At 66.1% G+C, this 17,788-nt stretch carries 16 protein-coding genes and 1 tRNA gene; 2 read left to right on the forward strand and 15 right to left on the reverse strand.

All coding sequences use genetic code 11. The features are described from left to right. Positions 1–14 precede the first annotated feature (14 nt). Together galT and galK are read left to right on the forward strand one after the other, a co-directional pair. Positions 15–1,169, forward strand: coding sequence for a galactose-1-phosphate uridylyltransferase (gene galT / locus AC4EEO_RS13190; RefSeq protein ID WP_491329567.1), 1,155 nt, complete (start codon positions 15–17; stop codon positions 1,167–1,169). Further along, entirely contained in the window at positions 1,166–2,347 is a 1,182-nt protein-coding gene (gene galK / locus AC4EEO_RS13195; RefSeq protein ID WP_491329566.1) for a galactokinase, read from the forward strand. Before galT ends, galK begins: the two co-directional genes overlap by 4 nt. Before the next feature lie 110 nt (positions 2,348–2,457). Here the strand turns inward: galK and AC4EEO_RS13200 are convergent, their stop codons facing one another. The 15 genes from AC4EEO_RS13200 to AC4EEO_RS13270 all read right to left on the reverse strand — a co-directional run bounded on the left by AC4EEO_RS13200 (position 2,458) and on the right by AC4EEO_RS13270 (position 17,779). Beyond that, the gene (locus AC4EEO_RS13200) at positions 2,458–3,357 is read right to left on the reverse strand and encodes a Bax inhibitor-1/YccA family protein (protein ID WP_491329565.1); all 900 of its coding nucleotides are present in this window, start codon (positions 3,355–3,357) and stop codon (positions 2,458–2,460) included. A gap of 148 nt (positions 3,358–3,505) precedes the next feature. Next, the gene (locus AC4EEO_RS13205; RefSeq protein ID WP_018761901.1) at positions 3,506–4,219 is read right to left on the reverse strand and encodes an ABC transporter ATP-binding protein; all 714 of its coding nucleotides are present in this window, start codon (positions 4,217–4,219) and stop codon (positions 3,506–3,508) included. Beyond that, positions 4,206–5,153 (reverse strand): ABC transporter ATP-binding protein, encoded by a 948-nt coding sequence (locus tag AC4EEO_RS13210; RefSeq protein ID WP_491339006.1) that lies wholly within the window; start codon positions 5,151–5,153, stop codon positions 4,206–4,208. Before AC4EEO_RS13210 ends, AC4EEO_RS13205 begins: the two co-directional genes overlap by 14 nt. Continuing rightward, positions 5,150–6,394 (reverse strand): branched-chain amino acid ABC transporter permease, encoded by a 1,245-nt coding sequence (locus AC4EEO_RS13215; protein WP_018761903.1) that lies wholly within the window; start codon positions 6,392–6,394, stop codon positions 5,150–5,152. Before AC4EEO_RS13215 ends, AC4EEO_RS13210 begins: the two co-directional genes overlap by 4 nt. Continuing rightward, the gene (locus tag AC4EEO_RS13220) at positions 6,391–7,398 is read right to left on the reverse strand and encodes a branched-chain amino acid ABC transporter permease (RefSeq protein WP_018761904.1); all 1,008 of its coding nucleotides are present in this window, start codon (positions 7,396–7,398) and stop codon (positions 6,391–6,393) included. Before AC4EEO_RS13220 ends, AC4EEO_RS13215 begins: the two co-directional genes overlap by 4 nt. Before the next feature lie 153 nt (positions 7,399–7,551). Continuing rightward, on the reverse strand, positions 7,552–8,784 hold the full coding sequence (locus tag AC4EEO_RS13225; RefSeq protein ID WP_018761905.1) for a branched-chain amino acid ABC transporter substrate-binding protein: 1,233 nt from the start codon (positions 8,782–8,784) through the stop codon (positions 7,552–7,554). Positions 8,785–9,030: 246 nt separating this feature from the next. Continuing rightward, positions 9,031–9,104: transfer RNA gene (locus AC4EEO_RS13230), tRNA-Leu, on the reverse strand. Positions 9,105–9,209: 105 nt separating this feature from the next. After that, positions 9,210–10,676: an NAD(P)/FAD-dependent oxidoreductase gene (locus tag AC4EEO_RS13235; RefSeq protein WP_018761906.1), complete on the reverse strand. Its 1,467-nt coding sequence runs from the start codon at positions 10,674–10,676 to the stop codon at positions 9,210–9,212. A gap of 34 nt (positions 10,677–10,710) precedes the next feature. Further along, the gene (locus tag AC4EEO_RS13240; RefSeq protein WP_491339007.1) at positions 10,711–12,126 is read right to left on the reverse strand and encodes a S8 family serine peptidase; all 1,416 of its coding nucleotides are present in this window, start codon (positions 12,124–12,126) and stop codon (positions 10,711–10,713) included. Between the two features lie 4 nt (positions 12,127–12,130). After that, positions 12,131–13,078 (reverse strand): Ppx/GppA phosphatase family protein, encoded by a 948-nt coding sequence (locus AC4EEO_RS13245; protein WP_491339008.1) that lies wholly within the window; start codon positions 13,076–13,078, stop codon positions 12,131–12,133. After that, positions 13,075–13,746: a DUF501 domain-containing protein gene (locus AC4EEO_RS13250; RefSeq protein WP_133832122.1), complete on the reverse strand. Its 672-nt coding sequence runs from the start codon at positions 13,744–13,746 to the stop codon at positions 13,075–13,077. The genes AC4EEO_RS13245 and AC4EEO_RS13250 overlap by 4 nt, the downstream gene beginning before the upstream one ends. Positions 13,747–13,773: 27 nt before the next feature. Continuing rightward, entirely contained in the window at positions 13,774–14,454 is a 681-nt protein-coding gene (locus AC4EEO_RS13255; protein ID WP_491339009.1) for an FtsB family cell division protein, read from the reverse strand. A 137-nt stretch (positions 14,455–14,591) separates the two neighbouring features. Beyond that, on the reverse strand, positions 14,592–15,872 hold the full coding sequence (gene eno / locus AC4EEO_RS13260) for a phosphopyruvate hydratase (protein ID WP_491339010.1): 1,281 nt from the start codon (positions 15,870–15,872) through the stop codon (positions 14,592–14,594). A 118-nt stretch (positions 15,873–15,990) separates the two neighbouring features. Then, positions 15,991–16,563 (reverse strand): MazG nucleotide pyrophosphohydrolase domain-containing protein, encoded by a 573-nt coding sequence (locus AC4EEO_RS13265; RefSeq protein WP_081624148.1) that lies wholly within the window; start codon positions 16,561–16,563, stop codon positions 15,991–15,993. Positions 16,564–16,642: 79 nt separating this feature from the next. Then, a complete protein-coding gene (locus AC4EEO_RS13270; protein WP_018761913.1) occupies positions 16,643–17,779 on the reverse strand; it encodes an adenosine deaminase in 1,137 nt (378 codons plus the stop codon). Positions 17,780–17,788 lie beyond the last annotated feature (9 nt).

Genomic DNA, 17,788 nt, shown 5'->3' on the forward strand with positions numbered 1-17,788 from the left:
GAGAAACTTTTGCCATGACAGGGATGACCACCACCACGCTCTCCGACGGTCGGGAACTGATGTACTTCGACGATGCGGGCAGCACCACGCCCCGGACCGCGGAACTCACCACGGACCATCGCGGGCTGCCGCCCAGGGGCGAACCGGGCGAGATCCGGTTCGACGCCCTCACCGGGGAATGGGTGGCTGTGGCTGCCCACCGGCAGACACGGACACACCTGCCTCCGGCGGACCAATGCCCCATTTGCCCCACCACTGACTCGAACGCGTCAGAGATTCCGGCTTCCGACTACGACGTGGTGGTATTCGAAAACCGCTTCCCGTCCCTCGGCCCTGCGTTGGGGCCCGTTCCGGCGGTTCCGGGATGGGGAACGAAAGGTCCCGCCTACGGGCGCTGCGAGGTTGTCTCCTTCACTCCTGAACACACCGGTTCGTTCAGCGGACTGACCCGGGAACGGTCCCGCACGGTGATCGAGGCGTGGGCACAGCGCACCGCTGCGCTCAGCGCCATGGCCGGCATCAAGCAGGTGTTCCCGTTTGAGAACCGGGGCGCCGATATCGGCGTGACGCTGCATCACCCACACGGACAGATCTACGCCTACCCTTACGTCACACCCCGCGCCGGCGTCCTGGGCGCTGCCGCCCGGAAGTACTACGACGCCAAGGACGGGAGCGAAACCCTGACCGGCTCCCTGCTGCGTGCAGAACGCGAAGATGGCAGCCGGATGGTGGTGGAGGGGACGCATTTCAGCGCCTATGTGCCCTTCGCCGCCCGGTGGCCCCTGGAGATCCACTTGGTGCCGCATCGCCACGTCCCCGACCTTGCCGCCTTGGACGGGGAGGAGAAGGACGAGCTGGCGGAGGTGTACCTCGACCTGCTCAAGCGGGTGGATGCCCTCTACCCCACGCCCACGCCCTACATCTCCGCGTGGCACCAGGCTCCCCTGGATGAAGTCCTCCGCCCGGCCGGCTACCTCCACCTGCAGCTGACCTCCCCGCGCAGGGCAGCGGATAAGCTGAAATACCTCGCCGGCTCGGAGGCAGCGATGGGCGCGTTCATCAACGACACCACGCCGGAAAGCGTGGCGGAGCGCCTGCGCAGTGTCTCTGTCCCGGCGTCCACAGAGCCGTCCGCCGTGGCGGCCGCACCAGAAGGAGCTTCCGCGTGAGCAGCCAGGACCAGGCCGGCACAGCCCAGGTTTCCGCCGTCGATCTCGCCGTCCGCTTCGCCGAGGCTTTCGGTGGCACTGCAGACGGCGTGTGGCAGGCGCCGGGCCGGGTCAACCTCATCGGCGAGCACACCGACTACAACGAAGGGTTCGTGCTTCCGTTCGCCATCGACCGCACCGCCCGGGTGGCCGTCGCGGTCCGCCCGGACCGGACCGTGCGGCTGCTGTCCACGTACGGTGACCAAGGCGTCGTTACCACCTCGCTGGAGTCCCTGCAGCCCGGAACAGCCAAGGGCTGGACCAAGTACCCCCTGGGTGTAATGTGGGCCCTCCGGGAGCGCGGCATCGACGTCCCCGGCCTGGACCTGCTCCTTGACTCCACGGTGCCGCTGGGCGCCGGCCTGTCGTCGTCGCACGCCATCGAATGCGCCGTGATCTCCGCACTCAACGACCTCACCGGCGCCGGGCTTACGGCCCAGGAGATGGTGCTGGCAACGCAGCGTGCGGAGAACGACTTCGTGGGCGCGCCCACGGGGATTATGGATCAGTCCGCGTCGCTGCGCGGCGCCAAGGGCCATGCGGTGTTCCTCGACTGCCGGGACCAGAAAGCCGCCCTGGTTCCGTTCGAGACAGAACCCGCCGGCCTGGTGCTGCTGGTCATCGACACCAAGGTGTCCCATTCCCATGCCGACGGCGGCTACGCCTCCCGGCGCGCGTCCTGCGAGCTCGGGGCGGAGGTCCTCGGGGTCAAGGCGCTGCGGGACGTCCAGGTGGGTGACCTTGAAGAGGCTGCCGGGCTGCTCGATGAGGTGACGTTCAGGCGGGTGCGGCACGTGGTGACTGAAAACGACAGGGTGCTCCAGACCGTCGAACTCCTGGACGGTGCCGGCCCGGTTGCCATCGGACCCCTGCTGGATGCCAGCCACGCCTCCATGCGGGATGATTTTGAAATTTCGTGCCCGGAGCTGGACCTGGCCGTGGACACGTCACGGGCGAACGGGGCCCTCGGTGCCCGCATGACCGGAGGCGGGTTCGGCGGGGCAGCGATCGCCCTGACCCCCGTGGATGCGGAGCAGAGGGTGCGGACCGCCGTCGCGAAGGCCTTCTCCGACGCCGGCTTCACGGCACCGGACATCTTCACTGTGTCCCCTGCCGCCGGCGCCATGCGTATTGCCTAGGCGGGCTACCGCTCAGCCCTGACGGGCTGCGGACGCAAAAGGCCGCGGGCCCCACCAGTTTGGTGGGGCCCACGGCCTTTGCTGACGACGGCGGCAGTTGCCGCCGGTGCCTAGTCGTCGCCGCGCAGGATGGCCAGCAGGCGGATGATTTCCACGTACAGCCAGACCAGCGTGACGGTGAGGCCGAAGGCCGCCGTCCAGGAGAAGCGCTGCGGAGCGCCACTGCGGACTCCGGCCTCGATGCTGGTGAAGTCCATGACCAGCGAGAAGGCGGCAAGCCCAATCGCCAGCAGGCCGATGACGACGCCGATCATGCCGCTGCGCAGGCCGAAGGGCTCCTGCGTCAGGCCGGTCATCATCATGACAAGGTTGACGATGGAGAACAGGGCGTAGCCGCCGAGTGCGATCATGAAGAAGCGCATGGCCTTGGGTGTTGCACGCACCTTGCCACTCTTGAACAGCAGGAGGGTTACGGCGAAGACCGAAAGCGTGCCGACGACTGCCTGCAGGCCCACACCTGGGTACTGCGTATCCAGGATCCGGGTCAGGCCGCCAAGGAAGAGTCCTTCCAGGGCGGCATAGGCGAGGATGAGTGCGGGCGAGGGCTGCTTCTTGAACGTGTTGACCAGGGCCAGCACGAAACCGCCCAGGGCTCCGACGATCATCAGCAGGGAGGCCAGCCCCAGGCCAACGGTCAGCGTGATGGCTGCGCCTACCAGCACGGCGCCGAGGCAGGCCGCGGTCTTCATGATGACGTCGTCGAACGTCATCCTGCCGGTGTCGGCGGGGCCGGCAGACGGCTGGTTGTACATCTGCTGGAGTTGTTCGTCCGTCATGCCCTGGGATTGGGTGCCCCACCCCTGCTGGCCGTAGGACGGCTGGCCGTACGGCTGCTGACTGTACGGCGCCTGGCCGTAAGGAGCACCGTACGGAGCCTGCGGGACAGGCGGTGCCTGGGTGGCGCCACGGAAACTCTTTCCGTTGAAGATCGGGTTGCCGCCAAGTGCCATTGCGGAATTCCTCCATGTGGGTGTGGGTGATGAGCTGATTGTTACGCTACCAAGTCCCACGTGGAGGCCGTGGTGAAAGTTCCCGCGGGGCCCGGTTGCAACCGAACCGTGACCGTTGCCTCCCGGACAACCGGGCCCCGCAGGGCAGCTATCCCACGCCCAGGTAGGCCTCTTTGATGGAGGGATCTTCCAGCAATTGCTTGCCGGTGCCACTGTGCGTGATCTCGCCGGTCTCCAGGACGAAGGCCCGGTGCGCTCCCGCCAGGGCCTGGTTGGCGTTCTGCTCCACCATCAGGACGGTGGTGCCTTGGTTGTTGATCTCCTTGATGATCTTGAAGATCTGCCGGATGAACTGCGGTGCCAGCCCCATGGACGGCTCGTCCAGCAGGAGCAGCTTCGGGTTGGACATCAGGGCCCGTCCGATGGCGAGCATCTGCTGCTCGCCCCCGGACATGGTTCCGCCGAACTGCTTCTCGCGTTCCTTCAGCCGCGGGAACAAGTCGAAGACGCGGTCCAGGTCCTTGGATACGCCGCTTCTGTCCTTGCGCCCGAAGGTGCCCATGTCGAGGTTTTCCATCACCGTCATGCCCGGGAAGATCCCACGGCCCTCGGGCGCCTGCGAAATCCCGTGCACCACCCGGATGTGCGCCTTCATCTTGGTGATGTCCTGGCCCGCGAAGGTGATCTTTCCCTCGGAGCAGTTCAACAGGCCGGAGATGGTGCGCATGGTGGTGGTCTTGCCGGCGCCGTTGGCGCCGATCAGCGCCACCACTTCGCCTTCTTCCACCGTGAAGGAGATGTTCCGCAGCGCCTGGATGCGGCCGTAGTGGACGGAAACGTCCTCAAGTTCAAGCAACGTCATCTTCGGGCTCTCCTAGGTAGGCGGCAATGACCCTCGGGTCTTCGCGGATCTCGCGCGGCAGTCCGTCCGCGATCTTCTTCCCGAACTCCAGCACCACGATCCGGTCGGTGACACCCATCACGAGCTTCATGTCGTGCTCGATCAGCAGTACGGTGTAACCCTCGTCCCTGATGGTGCGGATGAGCGCCATCAGCTCCTCTTTCTCGGCCGGGTTGAAGCCGGCGGCCGGCTCGTCGAGGCAGAGTACCTTCGGATCGGTAGCCAGTGCCCGGGCGATCTCCAGCCGGCGCTGGAAACCGTAAGGCAGCTGGCGGGACAGGACGTGGGCGTGGCTCCTGATGCCCACGAAATCAAGCAGTGCCATGCCGCGCTCGATGGCGGACTTTTCCTCCTTGATGTGGGTGGGCAGTCGCAGCAGGGCCCCGCCAACGCTGGTCCGGTGCCGCGCGTCCAGGCCCACCACCACGTTTTCCAACGCCGTCATTTCGCCGAAGAGCCGGATGTTCTGGAAAGTGCGGGACAAGCCCAGACGGGTGATCTTATGCTGCTTGATGCCGTTCAGGACCTGGCCCTCCAACACCACCTTCCCGCTGGTGGGCTTGTAGACCCCGGTCATGGCGTTGAAGCAGGTCGTCTTGCCGGCGCCGTTGGGACCGATAAGCCCCAGGATCTCGCCGCGCTTGATGTTGAAGCTGACGTTGTCCAATGCCACGAGGCCGCCGAACTTGATCGTGAGGTTCTGGACCTCCACGATGTTGTCGCCCACCGCAACCGCGATATCGCGGTCCGGTGCCACTTTCTCGGCCAGTTCCTGGTCCACCCCGGCTTCGGCCAGGGCTTCGATGTCCATTTCGGGTGCTGCAACTGCCGGGCTGCCCTTGTCCGGCTGCTCCCCGACGCTGCCGGAGCCGGCCTGCCGTTCCTCGGAACTCATGCCTCCGCTCCCCTCTCTCCGGCCGTGCGGGTCCCGGGGCCGGCTGTTGGATTGTCCGTGTCTTTGGTTTGCGTGTCCCGGGCCGCGACCTTATTGAAAGCTGTCCGGCCATAGGCGAGCAGGCGCTGCCGTGCCGGGAGCAGCCCCTGCGAGCGGAAGATCATGATCAGGACCAGGGCGATGCCAAAGATCAGGTATTTGTACTCGGCGATGGCCGTGAACCTCAACGGAATGTAGCTGACCAGGGCCCCACCCAGGATGGCGCCGACCTTGTTGCCGGCCCCGCCGAGCACGACGGCAGCGAGGAACAGGATTGAGGTGGTGACGTCGAACTTCTGGTTATTGACGAACCCCACCTGCCCGGCAAAAAGCGCGCCGGAAAGGCCGCCGATCGCGGCGCCGATGGCAAATGCCCACACCTTGTACTTGAAGGTGGGAACACCCATGATTTCAGCTGCGTCCTCATCCTCGCGGATGGCGATCCAGGCGCGGCCAACCCGGCTGCGCTCCAGGTTGCCCACCAGGAGGGTGACGATGATGATGATGGTCAGGGTCAGCCAGTACCAGGGCACACCGTTCGAGTTGGAGAAGATGGGCGTACCGTCAGCTTCGGTACCGGGCGGATGGCCGACGTTCTGGAAACCGACCTGGCCCTTCATGGCGGGAATGATCGTGGCCAGGATGCGGACGATCTCACCAAATCCAAGCGTCACGATGGCCAGGTAGTCGCCCCGAAGCCGGAGGGTGGGGACACCCAGCACCACGCCGAAGAACATTGTCACGGCCATGGCCACCGGAATGGTCCACAGGTAAGGGATGTGCAGGAAGGGTGAATCGGGGCTGGTCAGCATCGCCGCACAGTATGAGCCAACGGCGAAGAAGGCAACATACCCAAGGTCCAGCAGGCCTGCGTATCCCACCACCACGTTGAGGCCTACCGCGATGAGGGCAAACCGTGCCATATCGAAGCATGCCAAGGCGAAATTGTTGCCCGGCTCGGTGGTGATGATGGGCGGGTTGAGCAGCGGGAGCAGGTAGGCCAGGACAACGACGATGACCAGGAATGCCCACTGCTGCTGGCGCGACAGGGCGTGCCACCGGTCGGAGAAGTACCCGGACTTGCGTTTCCCGCGCTGGCGCAGATCGCTCCTGCCGGCCGCCTTGGACGAGGCTTCCCGGTCCTCAGCAGCCTGTGCGGCGGCCGCCGTCTGCAGCGGCGTGGGTCCATCCGTCATGCTCATGCTTTGCTCCTTCCAAGGGACGTGCCCAGGATGCCTTCGGGCCGCAGCAGCAGCACGAGCACCAGCACCACGAAGGCCACGACGTCGGTCCACTGCGAGTTTCCGAGCAGGATCTGGCCGTAGTTGCCGATCAAGCCGAGCAGCAGTCCACCCAGCAGGGCGCCGCGGACGTTGCCGATGCCCCCGAGCACGGCTGCGGCGAAGGCCTTGATGCCGAGGACGAATCCGCCGCTGTACTGGACACCGGAGGGGATTTTCATGACGTAGAACAATGCTGCGGCTCCTGCGAGCAGGCCCCCGATGATGAAGGTGGTAATAATGATGCGCTCTTTGTTGACACCCATCAACGTCGCGGTGTCCGGGTCCTGGGCGACTGCCCTGATGCCGCGGCCGGTGCGGGACTTGCTGATGAATCGGTCGATGCCGACCATCATGATGACGGCTGCGATGATGATCACCAGCTGCTGGGAATCGACGATGGTGCCGAAGACATCAAAGATGGGGGTGGGCCGGAACATTGTCAGCGCAAGTTCGGGGCTGGGACCGCGCCACAGGTAGATGAGGTACTGGATGGTGAACGAGGCGCCAATGGCGGTGATCAGGAAGACCAGGCGCGGGGCGTTGCGTTGCCGGAGCGGTTTATAGGCAATGCGCTCAAGCAGGAAGGCCGTGACTGCGGAGGCCAGCATGGCAAGGACCAAGGCCAGCAGCAGGTTCAGGATGATGGCCCAGATGTCGAGGCGGGGAACGGACGGGCCGAAGCCCAGGCTGCTCAGGGTGAAGAAGACGGCGTAGCAGCCAACGATGAACACTTCAGAGTGTGCGAAGTTAATCAGGTTCAGGACGCCGTACACGAGGGTGTAGCCAAGGGCGACCAGCGCGTAGATGGCGCCGAACGTCAGGCCATCAAAGGTGGCACTCCAGAAATTCTGGGCCAGGGACGGTATATCGAAAGTGATCCAGTCATTTTCAGTCGGGAGCAGTGGGACGAGAGAGGGAAGCATGGGAACATCCTGATCCAGTTGCACGGGGCTTTGTGGGCCCGGCCGAGGGACTTATGTCTAGTGACGTAGCTTGGTCCTGGGTTTGTTGCCAAGCGAAGAAAAGGCTGTGGGGGCCTGCAGTGCTGGCCCCCACAGCCGATTCCCGCCGGTTTGCTACTCCCCGATGGGGCCGATCGGAACGATCTTCCCGTTTTCCACCTTGTAGCCGTAGACGGTCGGAGCCTGGAGCTCGCCCTTGGCATCCCACTTGTAGTGCTTGCTGAAGCCGTCCTTGTCGTAGGACTTCACCCACGACAGCAGATCTGCGCGGCTCTGCTTGCCCGCGTCGATGCCGGACAGGAGCACCGTTGCGGCATCGTAGCCTTCGATGGAATACGTACCGGGCTCGGCGCCCTTGGAGACGTCCTTGTAAGCGGATGCGAAGTCCGGGATCAGTTCACCCGGGAGGCAGGGGCAGGTGAAGTAGGCGTTGTTCGAGGCGTCGCCTGCCTGCTTGATGAACTGGTCATCCTTGACACCGTCGGGTGCCACGAACGTTCCGGTGAATCCCTTTCCAACCAGCTGCTGGTCGAACGGTGCGCCTTCGGCGTAGTAGCCGGCGTAGAAGACGGCGTCCGCCTTGGCGTTCATGATCTTGGAAATGACTGCGGAGAAGTCCTTCTGCCCCGTGGTTACCTTCTCCGTGCCGGCCAGGGCGCTGCCCAGGCCTGCAGAGGTGGAGGTGCCCAGGCCGATGCCGTAGTCGGAGTCATCCTGGACCAGGTAGACCTTCTTGGCCCCGAGCTTGCCAGTGAGGAACTTCGCGGCGGCCGGGCCTTGGACGGCGTCGTTGCCGAGGCCGCGGAAGAAGGTGGTCCAGCCGTTTTCGGTCAGCGTGGGGTTGGTGGCCGACGGGGTGATGTGGACCAGGCCCTTCTGCTCGAAAATGTTGCCGGTTGCCTTGGACTCGCCGGAGAACGGCAGGCCGATGACACCAAGGATGTCGGGCTCGCTCACCAACTGGGTCACCGGGCCGGTGGCCTTGTTCGGGTCACCTTCGGTGTCGAACTTCTTGAACTGGACCTGGCAGCCCGGGTTGGCCTTGTTGTGCTGGTCGATGGCGAGCTGGATGCCGTTGAAGATGTTGACGCCCAGCTGTGCGTTCGGGCCGGTCTGAGCGCCGGCATAGGCCAGCGTGGTGGTGGCCGGGCAGGTTGCCTTGCCGTCGCCGGCCGGCTTGACCGCGCCGGACGGAACATCCACCTTCGAAATGGCGGGGATGTTCACTTTGCTGGAGGAGCCGGAGCTTTCGGTGGTGCCGGGGCCCGCCTGGTTGGCGCAGGCCGACAGCAGCATGCTGAATGTGGCTGCTGCTGCCAACGAGGTGAGGACTTTCTTTCGGTACATTTGTCTGCCTTCCGAAACAGGGCCATGCGATGCGCGTGCGGATCAATGGGGCGCTGCGGCGCCCGAAAATGGGACCAGGTATTCCTGATTTAGGTTCAAGCTAGTGCATGGAAGGCAGCGAATCTAAGTGACTGAGGTCACAGCCTTATAACAGTCGTTGCCTATGTGGAATTAAATGGCGAAAGCCGCCTGCAATGCAGGCGGCTTTCGCTGGTGGGGGCGTCAGTTCCCCGTGCGTGGCAGTTGTACCCCAGGTGGGACTCGAACCCACAACACGCGGATTTTAAGTCCGCTGCCTCTGCCAATTGGGCTACTGGGGCGCCGGGTCAATGGTACCTGCCGGCGGCGTATTGCCGGGAAACGCCGACGGCGGCCGTCCCCGGGAAAGGGGACAGCCGCCGTCGGCGTGCTGAAGCGCGGAGGCGCTACTTGGCGTTTGCCGCCACCGTTTCCTTCGGAGCGGTCGTGGCGGATGAACCGGAGCCGGATGCAGGAACGGCTGCGGGTGCAGCCGCAGGCTTGGGAGCCGGGGTGGCCGCCGCGACGAAGGCGCCGCGCGGGTTGTCCAGGTCCAGCAGCTGCGTGGTGTCGCGGCCGGCAAAGAAGCTGATGATCCAGTTCAGGATGACGCGGAACTTGCGTTCAACGGTGGGCATGGCCATGCCGTGGTAACCGCGGTGTGCCAGCCAGGCAAGGCCGCCCTTGAGGCCGATCCGGCCCAGGAGGTTGATGTTGGCAACACCCTTCCATTCGCCGAAGCCGGCCACGGCACCGAGGTTCTTGTGCTTGTAGTCCCCCAGCGGCTTTTCCCAGCGCGAGGCCCAGAGGTTCTTCGCGAGGCGCTTGGCCTGGCGGAGGGCGTGCTGGGCGTTCGGGACGCAGGTGCCGTCCGGGAGGCCCTTCCCGGTGAGGTCCGGAACAGCCGCGATGTCACCGGCTGCCCAGGCGTTCTCCACGATGCCTTCGTCGCCGGCGATGCGCAGGTCCGGCAGGACGCGGACGCGGCCGCGCGGCTCGAGCGGGAAGTCGGTGGAACGGACCATGGGGTTGGCCTGCACGCCTGCAGTCCACACCAGGGTGTCGGCCTCGAATTCCTGCGCGGGCGTCTTGTCCGGCAGGTTGATGAGTTTCAGGCTGCCCTCGGCGCTGTCCAGCGACGTGTTCAGCAGGACCTCGATGCCACGGCTGCGGAGGTGCTCCACGACCCAGTCGGCCTGCTTGGCGGTGACCTCGGGCATGATGCGGCCCATGGCTTCAACCAGGACGAAGCGGATTTCCTCCTGCTTGACGCGCGGGTTGTTGCGCACGGCGGCGCGGGCGAGGTCTTCCATTTCGGTAATGCACTCGATGCCGGCGAAGCCGCCGCCGACCACCACGAAGGTGAGGGCCTTGGCGCGAGCAGCGGGGTCCGTCATGGTGGAGGCAACTTCGATGCGCTCCAGCAGCTTGTTGCGCAGGGCAACGGCTTCTTCGATGGTCTTCAGGCCGATGCCCTTGTCCGCCAGGCCCTTGATGGGGAACGTGCGGGTGATGGCGCCGGCTGCGAGGACGACATCGAAATAGGGAACCTCAAAGTTTTCGCCGCCGTCGGCGGGTGCCACCACAGCCGTCCGGTTGACGTGGTCGATCGAGGTGACGCGGCCCTGGATCAGTTCCGTCTGCTTGAGGTGCTGGCGGTGGGACACCACCGCGTGGCGGGCTTCGATGTTGCCGCCGGCCACTTCGGGAAGGAAGGGCTGGTAGGTCATGTAGGGCAGGGGATCAACGACGGTGACGATGCCACCGGCATTCGCGATCTTCTTCTGCAGTTTCAGTGCTACGTACAGGCCGACGTACCCGCCGCCGACGACGAGTACCCTGGGACGGTCCTGGAGCTGTGGGGTGGTTGCCATAGTTTAAGGATAGCGCAGTTTGTGAAAATCTTCACTAACTTGGTCGCTGGTCCGTAACGTGACGTTCCCGGGGCAGATCCACCCGTTCCACCACTCCTGTGTCCGGGTCCTCCCTGGCCAGGGCCGGGTTGCGGGATGCCCGCCTGAGCTGGAAGGCCGCTGCCGCGATGATGGCCACGAACAGGGCGGCGAAACCAATCACGACGGCGGCGCCGATGGCACTGTCGCGCTGCGAGGGGGCCTTGGCGGCGGGGACGGTTGCCTCCGGCAGGGTAGGCGCGGCGCTGGGCACCGGGGTGGCGGAGGGAAGCGGGGTTGCCGGTGCTGCGTTGCCGCGCCGGTGGACCCGGATCCATTCGGCAATGGTGCCCAGCGGGTTCACCGACACTTCCGGGACATCTGCCTTGAGGGCGGCCTCCGCGTTGAGGATACCGTAGCCGTACAGCGGGTCCTTTCCGGGGGCGCCGGCATCCTTCGCCGTTGAGACGATCCTGTTAATGACCTGCTCGGCACTCATGTCCGGCCATTTGGACCGGATCAGGGCGGCCACCCCGGCAACGATCGGCGTGGACCCTGACGTTCCGGCCCACTCCGCGTAGCTCCCGCCGGGGAGCCCGCCCACCAGGTTCTCCGCAGGCGCGGCCACGCCGATGCTGATCCCTTGCGAGGAAGCATCCACGCTGGCGGTGTTCTTGCGGTCCAGGCCGGCGACGGTGAGGACACCGGGAATGGTTGCGGGAGCGCCCACCTGGGTGTTGCCGCCTACCCGGTTGCCGGCCGCGGCCACGATGACCACGTCCTTTTGTTCGGCATACAGGAACGCCGCATCCCAGCTTTGGGGCCATTGAGGTGTGGTGCTGCCGAGCGAAATGTTGATGACCTTGGCACCGTTGTCCACGGCCCAGCGGACGGCCTCTGGAATCTGGTCCTGGTCGCTCTTGCCGGAAGGGTTCGGCGAACCCAGCCAGGTGGAAACGGAAAGGAGCTGCGCTTCCGGCGCCACGCCCATGATCCCGTCCGGCGGCGTGCCGGCGGGCCCGGGGCTGGGGCTGGGGCTGGGCGAGGGACTGGCCGGCTGGTGCCCGCGGCCTGCCAGCATGGTGGCCACCAAGGTGCCGTGTTCGGGCTTGGAACCGACGCTTTTCTGGCCGTCCGGCTGGCCGGATCCGGACGCGTCATAGCCGCCGGTGACCACACCTTTGAGGTCCGGGTGCTGGGCGTCTATGCCGCTGTCGATGACGGCTACCTTGACTCCGGCGCCCTTGGAGACCTCCCAGGCCTTGGTGATGCCGGAATCTGCCAGCCAATATTCCTTGTCGCGCCAATCGTCGGCCTTGGCGGCCGGGGCGGTAAAGAGGCCGGCGCACAGGCAACATGCTGCGAGCAGGACAGCGACAAGGGCCGCGGCGGCCCGGCGCGCAGGCGGGGTCGGAGCTGGGGTGGACTGCATGCGGCTAGCCGATGCTCAGGGCGATGCCGTCAAGGATGTCGTGCTCGCTCGCGGTGGCGGAGGTGATCCTGCCGCCGGTCAGCGTGCCCATCCGTTCCAGGATGCGGCGCCATACCAGTCCCCCGGCGCCAATCACATCCACCCGGCCCGGGTGCATGTACGGCAGGTCCGCGCGCCGGGCGCGGGTCATCTCGAGCAGGTCACCGGCCGCGGCCGTGACGACCTCGATGGGCAGCTCAGCGCCGTGGATGGCCTGCGGCGAATATTCGGGCAGGCGGAGGGCGTGCGCAGTGATGGTGGTGACGGACCCGGCCACACCGACGACGGCGGTGGCGCGTTCGAGCGGAACGTCGCGTCCGGCGCGGGCCAGGGCGGCGTCAACGTCGGATTCGGCGGCCGCCACCTGTTCGGCGGTGGGCGGATCATCGCGCAGGTGCCGCTCCGTGAGGCGGACACAGCCAATGTCCACGGACTTGGCGGCCGTGACCCCGGCCGCGGTGCCGAGGACGAATTCGGTGCTTCCGCCGCCGAGGTCGACCACCAGGACTTCGTGGCCGTCCAGGATGGGCAGCACACTGCTGGCGCCGGCGAAGGACAAGGCCGCTTCCTCATCACCGGAAATGACCTCCGGTTCAACTCCCAGCAGGTCCCGGATGCCGTCTACGAAGACGTCGCGGTTGCGTGCGTCGCGGGTTGCCGAGGTCGCAACGAACCGGGTGCGTTCCGCGCCGTGCTCACGGATGAGGCGGGCATAGTCTGCGGCGGCGGCAAAGGTGCGTTCCAGCGCTTCCGGAGCCAGTTCGCCGGTGGCGTCCACCCCCTGGCCCAGCCGGACCACGCGCATTTCCCGGACGACGTCGGTCAAGGCCGCACTGCCGCTGCTCCGGTCGATGTCCGCGATCAGGAGCCGGATGGAGTTGGTGCCGCAGTCGATGGCGGCCACGCGCGTCATTCCGCCACCCCGGCGTCGCGGGCAGGCTTTCGCACGGGCGCGGGGCGGCCAACGATGTCCGGCAGGCCCTGGGGGCCGTGGCGGCTGAGATCCCGGGACGGCGCTGCCCCGGTGGTGTCCCAGGCGCCGTCGCAGTAGCATTTGTCCGCCGTCCACCACTCGCTGATCATTCCAAGGGCCTGGTCGCCGAGCGGGTTGACGCCGGGACCGGACGCCAGGGAGTGGCCCACGAGGACGTGCAGGCACTTGACGCGTACGGGCATGCCGCCGGCCGAGACGCCGTCGATTTCCGGCACCGGGCCGATGCCGGAACGCTCTCCGATCGCATTCCGGGCGGCCAGGTATTCGTCATGGGCCGACCGGTAAGCCGCAGCGAGGGCGGGGTCCCCGGCGAGCTGGTCATTCATCTCATTCATGACGCCGGCGGCTTCCAGCCTGGACACCGCGGAGGTGATCACCGGATGGGTCAGGTAGAACGTGGTGGGGAACGGGGTCCCGTTGCTGAGACGGGGGGCGGTCGCGGCGACGAGCGGGTTGCCGCAGACGCACCGTGCCGGAATTTCCACGACATCGCGGACAGGACGTCCCAGCTGCCTGCTCAGTACGTCAAGGTCGTGTGCTGTCGGTTGGCGGGATTCGTCCCGGGCGGCTTCCGTGCTGTGTTCCATTGTCGCGGGCCGTCCTTCCTGTGCGGTTCAGTCTGTGGCCGCGCGCCTGATGGACTCCCACAGGGAATCCACCCACGGCAGATCGGCGGGGTCTTGTGCTGTTGCGCCGGCGGGGCTACTGCTCTCTCCGGCCGGTTCATCGCTGCCAAAAACCCAGTAGCCGGTTTCGCCCGGCATAACCATGTTAATGCGGTCGCGGGCCTGCTGCTTGACGTAGTTGGGGTCCTGCCACCGCGAAACCTGCTGCCGGAGGGCATCCCCCTGGGCCTGGCGTGCGGCGATATCGGCATTCAGCGCGTCGATTTCGGCCTTTTTGTCGAAGAAGATCTTCACCGTGGGCGCCAGCATGATGGTGATGGCCACCATCACCACGGCCAGGGCCAGCATGCGGCCGGAGAACGCTTTGGCGGGGACGGGGTGCTGATCGCCATCGCTGTCCCGGCCGTCCTTGCCGTCAATGGAGCTGCTGCCCTTGCGTCCAGCGGACGCCTTGGGCGTGGTTGACTCCCCCGACTTTCCGGCCGGGCGGCCTGCAGTTCCGCGGCTGCCGGCGCCATGTCCCGGTGACGCGCCTGCTGCGCCGGTGTCCTTGGCCGGACGGAAATCCGCCCGGATGACCTCGGCCCCGCCGGAGGTACCGTCGTCGGCCGTATCCTTTGCCGGACGGGCGGGGGCGACCTTGGGAACTTTGGGGCGGCGGGTAGCCATGACACTCCTGAAACGCAGCCTCCCTGGGCCGCCACTATCTGTGCTGGACAAACACTGCTGGGACCATTGCTGCGAAAAGCAACAGCGGTGGCTATGGTCTTCCAACCATAGCCACCGCCGATGGGTTTATCCGGTTACTAGCCCTTGAAACGCGGGAACGCGCTGCGGCCTGCGTAGCGTGCGGCGTCGTCGAGTTCCTCTTCGATGCGCAGCAGCTGGTTGTACTTGGCAACGCGCTCGGAGCGGGCAGGTGCGCCGGTCTTGATCTGGCCTGCGTTGGTGGCCACCGCGATGTCGGCGATGGTGGTGTCCTCGGTTTCACCGGAGCGGTGCGAGGTGATGGTGGTATAGCCGGCGCGCTGGGCCAGGCTGACGGCGTCCAGGGTCTCGGTCAGGGAACCGATCTGGTTGACCTTGACCAGCAGGGAGTTGGCCGTCTTGGTGTCGATGCCGCGCTGCAGGATGGACGGGTTGGTGACGAAAAGGTCATCGCCCACCAGCTGGACCTTGTCGCCGATGGCGTCGGTGAGGGTCTTCCAGCCTTCCCAGTCGTTCTCGTCCAGCGGGTCCTCGATGGACACCAGCGGGTAGTCGGCAACGAGTTCGGCGTAGTAGGCGCTCATCTCGCTGGCGGACAGGGCCTTGCCTTCGAACTGGTAGGCACCGTCCTTGAAGAACTCGGAGGAGGCGACGTCCAGGGCCAGGGCGATGTCCTTGCCCGGGGTGTAGCCGGCGTTCTTGATGGCTTGCTGGATCAGGTCCAGTGCCGCGCGGTTGGACGGCAGGTTCGGGGCGAAGCCGCCCTCGTCGCCCAGGCCGGTGGACAGGCCCTGTTCCTTCAGGACGGACTTGAGGTTGTGGTACACCTCAACGCCCCAGCGCAGGCCCTCGGAGAAGGTTTCGGCGCCGATGGGGGCGATCATGAATTCCTGGATGTCGACGTCGGAGTCGGCGTGGGACCCACCGTTGAGGATGTTCATCAGCGGCACGGGCAGGACGTGGGCGTTCGGGCCGCCCAGGTACTTGTAGAGGGGCAGGTCGGCGGATGCTGCGGCAGCGTTGGCGACGGCCAGGGAGACGCCCAGGATGGCGTTGGCGCCGAGTTTGCCCTTGTTGGGGGTGCCGTCCAGGTCCAGCATGGCCTGGTCGATGCTGCGCTGGTCGGTGGCGTCGAAGCCGGTCAGGGCGGGGGCGATCTGGTCGATCACGGCGTCGACGGCCTTCTGCACGCCCTTGCCGAGGTAGCGGCCCTTGTCGCCGTCGCGCAGTTCAACGGCTTCGTGCTCACCGGTGGAAGCACCGGAGGGAACTGCGGCGCGGCCGATCTGGCCGTCGGACAGCAGGACTTCAACTTCAACAGTGGGGTTGCCGCGGGAATCAAGGATCTCGCGGGCGTGGATGGCATCGATAAGCGCCATGAATTTGCTCCTTATGGGCGATTAACGGGGGGAATCAGGCAGAAAACTCGACGTACTCGTCAGGGACTAGCGTAGTCGAGAGTGCTCCGGGTTACTCAAACCGGTCAAGGCCCGGACGTCATGATGCCGCTTGGTCGCCGTGGTAGCGGCGTACGGCGGTACGGAGGGCGCGCTCGGCGTCCATGCCGCGGTCCCGGGCGGAACGCACGACGGCGAGCAGCAGGGTTCCCAGTTCTTCCTCGCTTTCGGGGACGGGAACCCCGTCGGGCAGCCCGAGCCCTGCCCGGGCCGCCCGGTCGAGCGATTTTTGCGCCTTGGCCAGCGCCGGGAGGGCAGCGGGGACTCCTTCGAAGGCATGGCGCCGCTCCGGGCGCTCCGCCCGTTTGACCGCATCCCACGTCTGCTCGATTTCCGCCACCGTGGCGGGGAAGGTGTCCTGCAGGGAACCGTCGGGCCGGAAGACGTGGGGGTTCCGGCGGACCATTTTGGCAGCCAGGCCGCGCGCGACGTCGTCGAACGTGAACGCGCCTCGTTCCTCGGCAAGGCGGGCGTGCAGCACCACCTGGAGCAGGACGTCACCGAGCTCGCCCTGGAGTTCGGCGTCGGGGTGGCCCTCCTCAATGGTCTCAGCCACCTCGTAAGCCTCCTCGAGGAGGTATTCCACCAGCGAGGCGTGCGTCAGGGCACCCATCCAGGGGCAGTGCTCGCGCAGTTGGGCCATCTTTTCCAGCAGCTCCGCAGTGGCGGAGCTGCCGGGAGGAGGATCCTGGTCAGCCAAGGTTGGCGTAGGCGTCGTTGATGTATTCCACCAGTGCTTCCTTCTCCTCCAAGGGCAGGAAGGACGCCTCGGCCGCGTTCAGGGTCAGCTCCAGCAGGTCGTCAAGGTCGTAGTCGAACGTCTCCACCAGCAGGTTGAACTCGTCCGTCAGCGTGACGCCGCTCATCAGGCGGTTGTCGGTGTTGATGGTGACGTTGAAGCCCAGCTGGTACAGCATGTCCAGCGGGTGGCTTTCGATACCCTCGCCAAATTCGGCGATGGCTCCGGTCTGGAGGTTGGAGGACGGGCAGATTTCCAGGGCGATGCCGCGGTCACGAACCCAGCTGGAGAGGTCGCCGAGGGTGACCAGGCCGACGGTGTCGCCGGCCTCGTCGTCATCGTCGAATTCCACCATGATGTCCTCGGCGATCCGGACGCCGTGTCCCAGGCGGAGGGCGCGGCCGTCCACCAGTGCAGACTGGATGCTCTCCAGCCCCGCAGCCTCGCCGGCGTGCACCGTGGCGGGGAAGTTGTGCTGGGCCAGGTAGGTGAACGCGTCCTTGAAACGGCTGGGCAGGAAGCCGTCCTCCGCCCCTGCGATGTCAAAGCCCACTGCGCCCTGGTTGCGGTGGCGTACGGCGAGTTCGGCGATTTCCTGGCCGCGGTCCGCGTGGCGCATGGCGGTGATCAGCTGGCCCACCTGGATCTCCCGGCCGCTCTCCGACACGGCCTCGACGCCGGCTTCCAGGCCGTCCTGGACCGCTTCCACGGCTTCATCCAGGCTGAGCCCCTTCTGCAGGTGCTGCTCCGGCGCCCACCGGACCTCGCCGTAGACCACGCCGTCATCCGCCAGGTCTTCGACGAACTCCTTGGCCACGCGGAACAGGCCGTCGTAGGTCTGCATTACGGCCACGGTGTGGTCGAAGGTTTCCAGGTAGCGGACCAGGGACCCGGAGTCGGCGGATTCGCGGAACCACTCCCCCAGGGCAACCGGGTCCGTCGAGGGGAGGGTGTGCCCCACGGCTTCCGCCAGCTCGATAATCGTGGCCGGACGGAGTCCCCCGTCCAAGTGGTCGTGAAGGGAAACCTTGGGCAGGCTCTTCAGGTCGAAATCAATGGCAGGGGCAGCGTCAAGAATGGGCTCAGTCACGTTCCCACC

The organism is Pseudarthrobacter sp. MOO13 (assembly GCF_058267655.1).

Coding starts and splice junctions, on each gene's coding strand:
- galT (WP_491329567.1), top strand. CDS start 15: ATGACAGGGATGACCACCACCACGCTCTCCGACGGTCGGGAACTGATG.
- AC4EEO_RS13200 (WP_491329565.1), bottom strand. CDS start 3,357: ATGGCACTTGGCGGCAACCCGATCTTCAACGGAAAGAGTTTCCGTGGC.
- AC4EEO_RS13205 (WP_018761901.1), bottom strand. CDS start 4,219: ATGACGTTGCTTGAACTTGAGGACGTTTCCGTCCACTACGGCCGCATC.
- AC4EEO_RS13210 (WP_491339006.1), bottom strand. CDS start 5,153: ATGAGTTCCGAGGAACGGCAGGCCGGCTCCGGCAGCGTCGGGGAGCAG.
- AC4EEO_RS13215 (WP_018761903.1), bottom strand. CDS start 6,394: ATGAGCATGACGGATGGACCCACGCCGCTGCAGACGGCGGCCGCCGCA.
- AC4EEO_RS13220 (WP_018761904.1), bottom strand. CDS start 7,398: ATGCTTCCCTCTCTCGTCCCACTGCTCCCGACTGAAAATGACTGGATC.
- AC4EEO_RS13225 (WP_018761905.1), bottom strand. CDS start 8,784: ATGTACCGAAAGAAAGTCCTCACCTCGTTGGCAGCAGCAGCCACATTC.
- AC4EEO_RS13235 (WP_018761906.1), bottom strand. CDS start 10,676: ATGGCAACCACCCCACAGCTCCAGGACCGTCCCAGGGTACTCGTCGTC.
- AC4EEO_RS13240 (WP_491339007.1), bottom strand. CDS start 12,126: ATGCAGTCCACCCCAGCTCCGACCCCGCCTGCGCGCCGGGCCGCCGCG.
- AC4EEO_RS13245 (WP_491339008.1), bottom strand. CDS start 13,078: ATGACGCGCGTGGCCGCCATCGACTGCGGCACCAACTCCATCCGGCTC.
- AC4EEO_RS13250 (WP_133832122.1), bottom strand. CDS start 13,746: ATGGAACACAGCACGGAAGCCGCCCGGGACGAATCCCGCCAACCGACA.
- AC4EEO_RS13255 (WP_491339009.1), bottom strand. CDS start 14,454: ATGGCTACCCGCCGCCCCAAAGTTCCCAAGGTCGCCCCCGCCCGTCCG.
- eno (WP_491339010.1), bottom strand. CDS start 15,872: ATGGCGCTTATCGATGCCATCCACGCCCGCGAGATCCTTGATTCCCGC.
- AC4EEO_RS13265 (WP_081624148.1), bottom strand. CDS start 16,563: ATGGGTGCCCTGACGCACGCCTCGCTGGTGGAATACCTCCTCGAGGAG.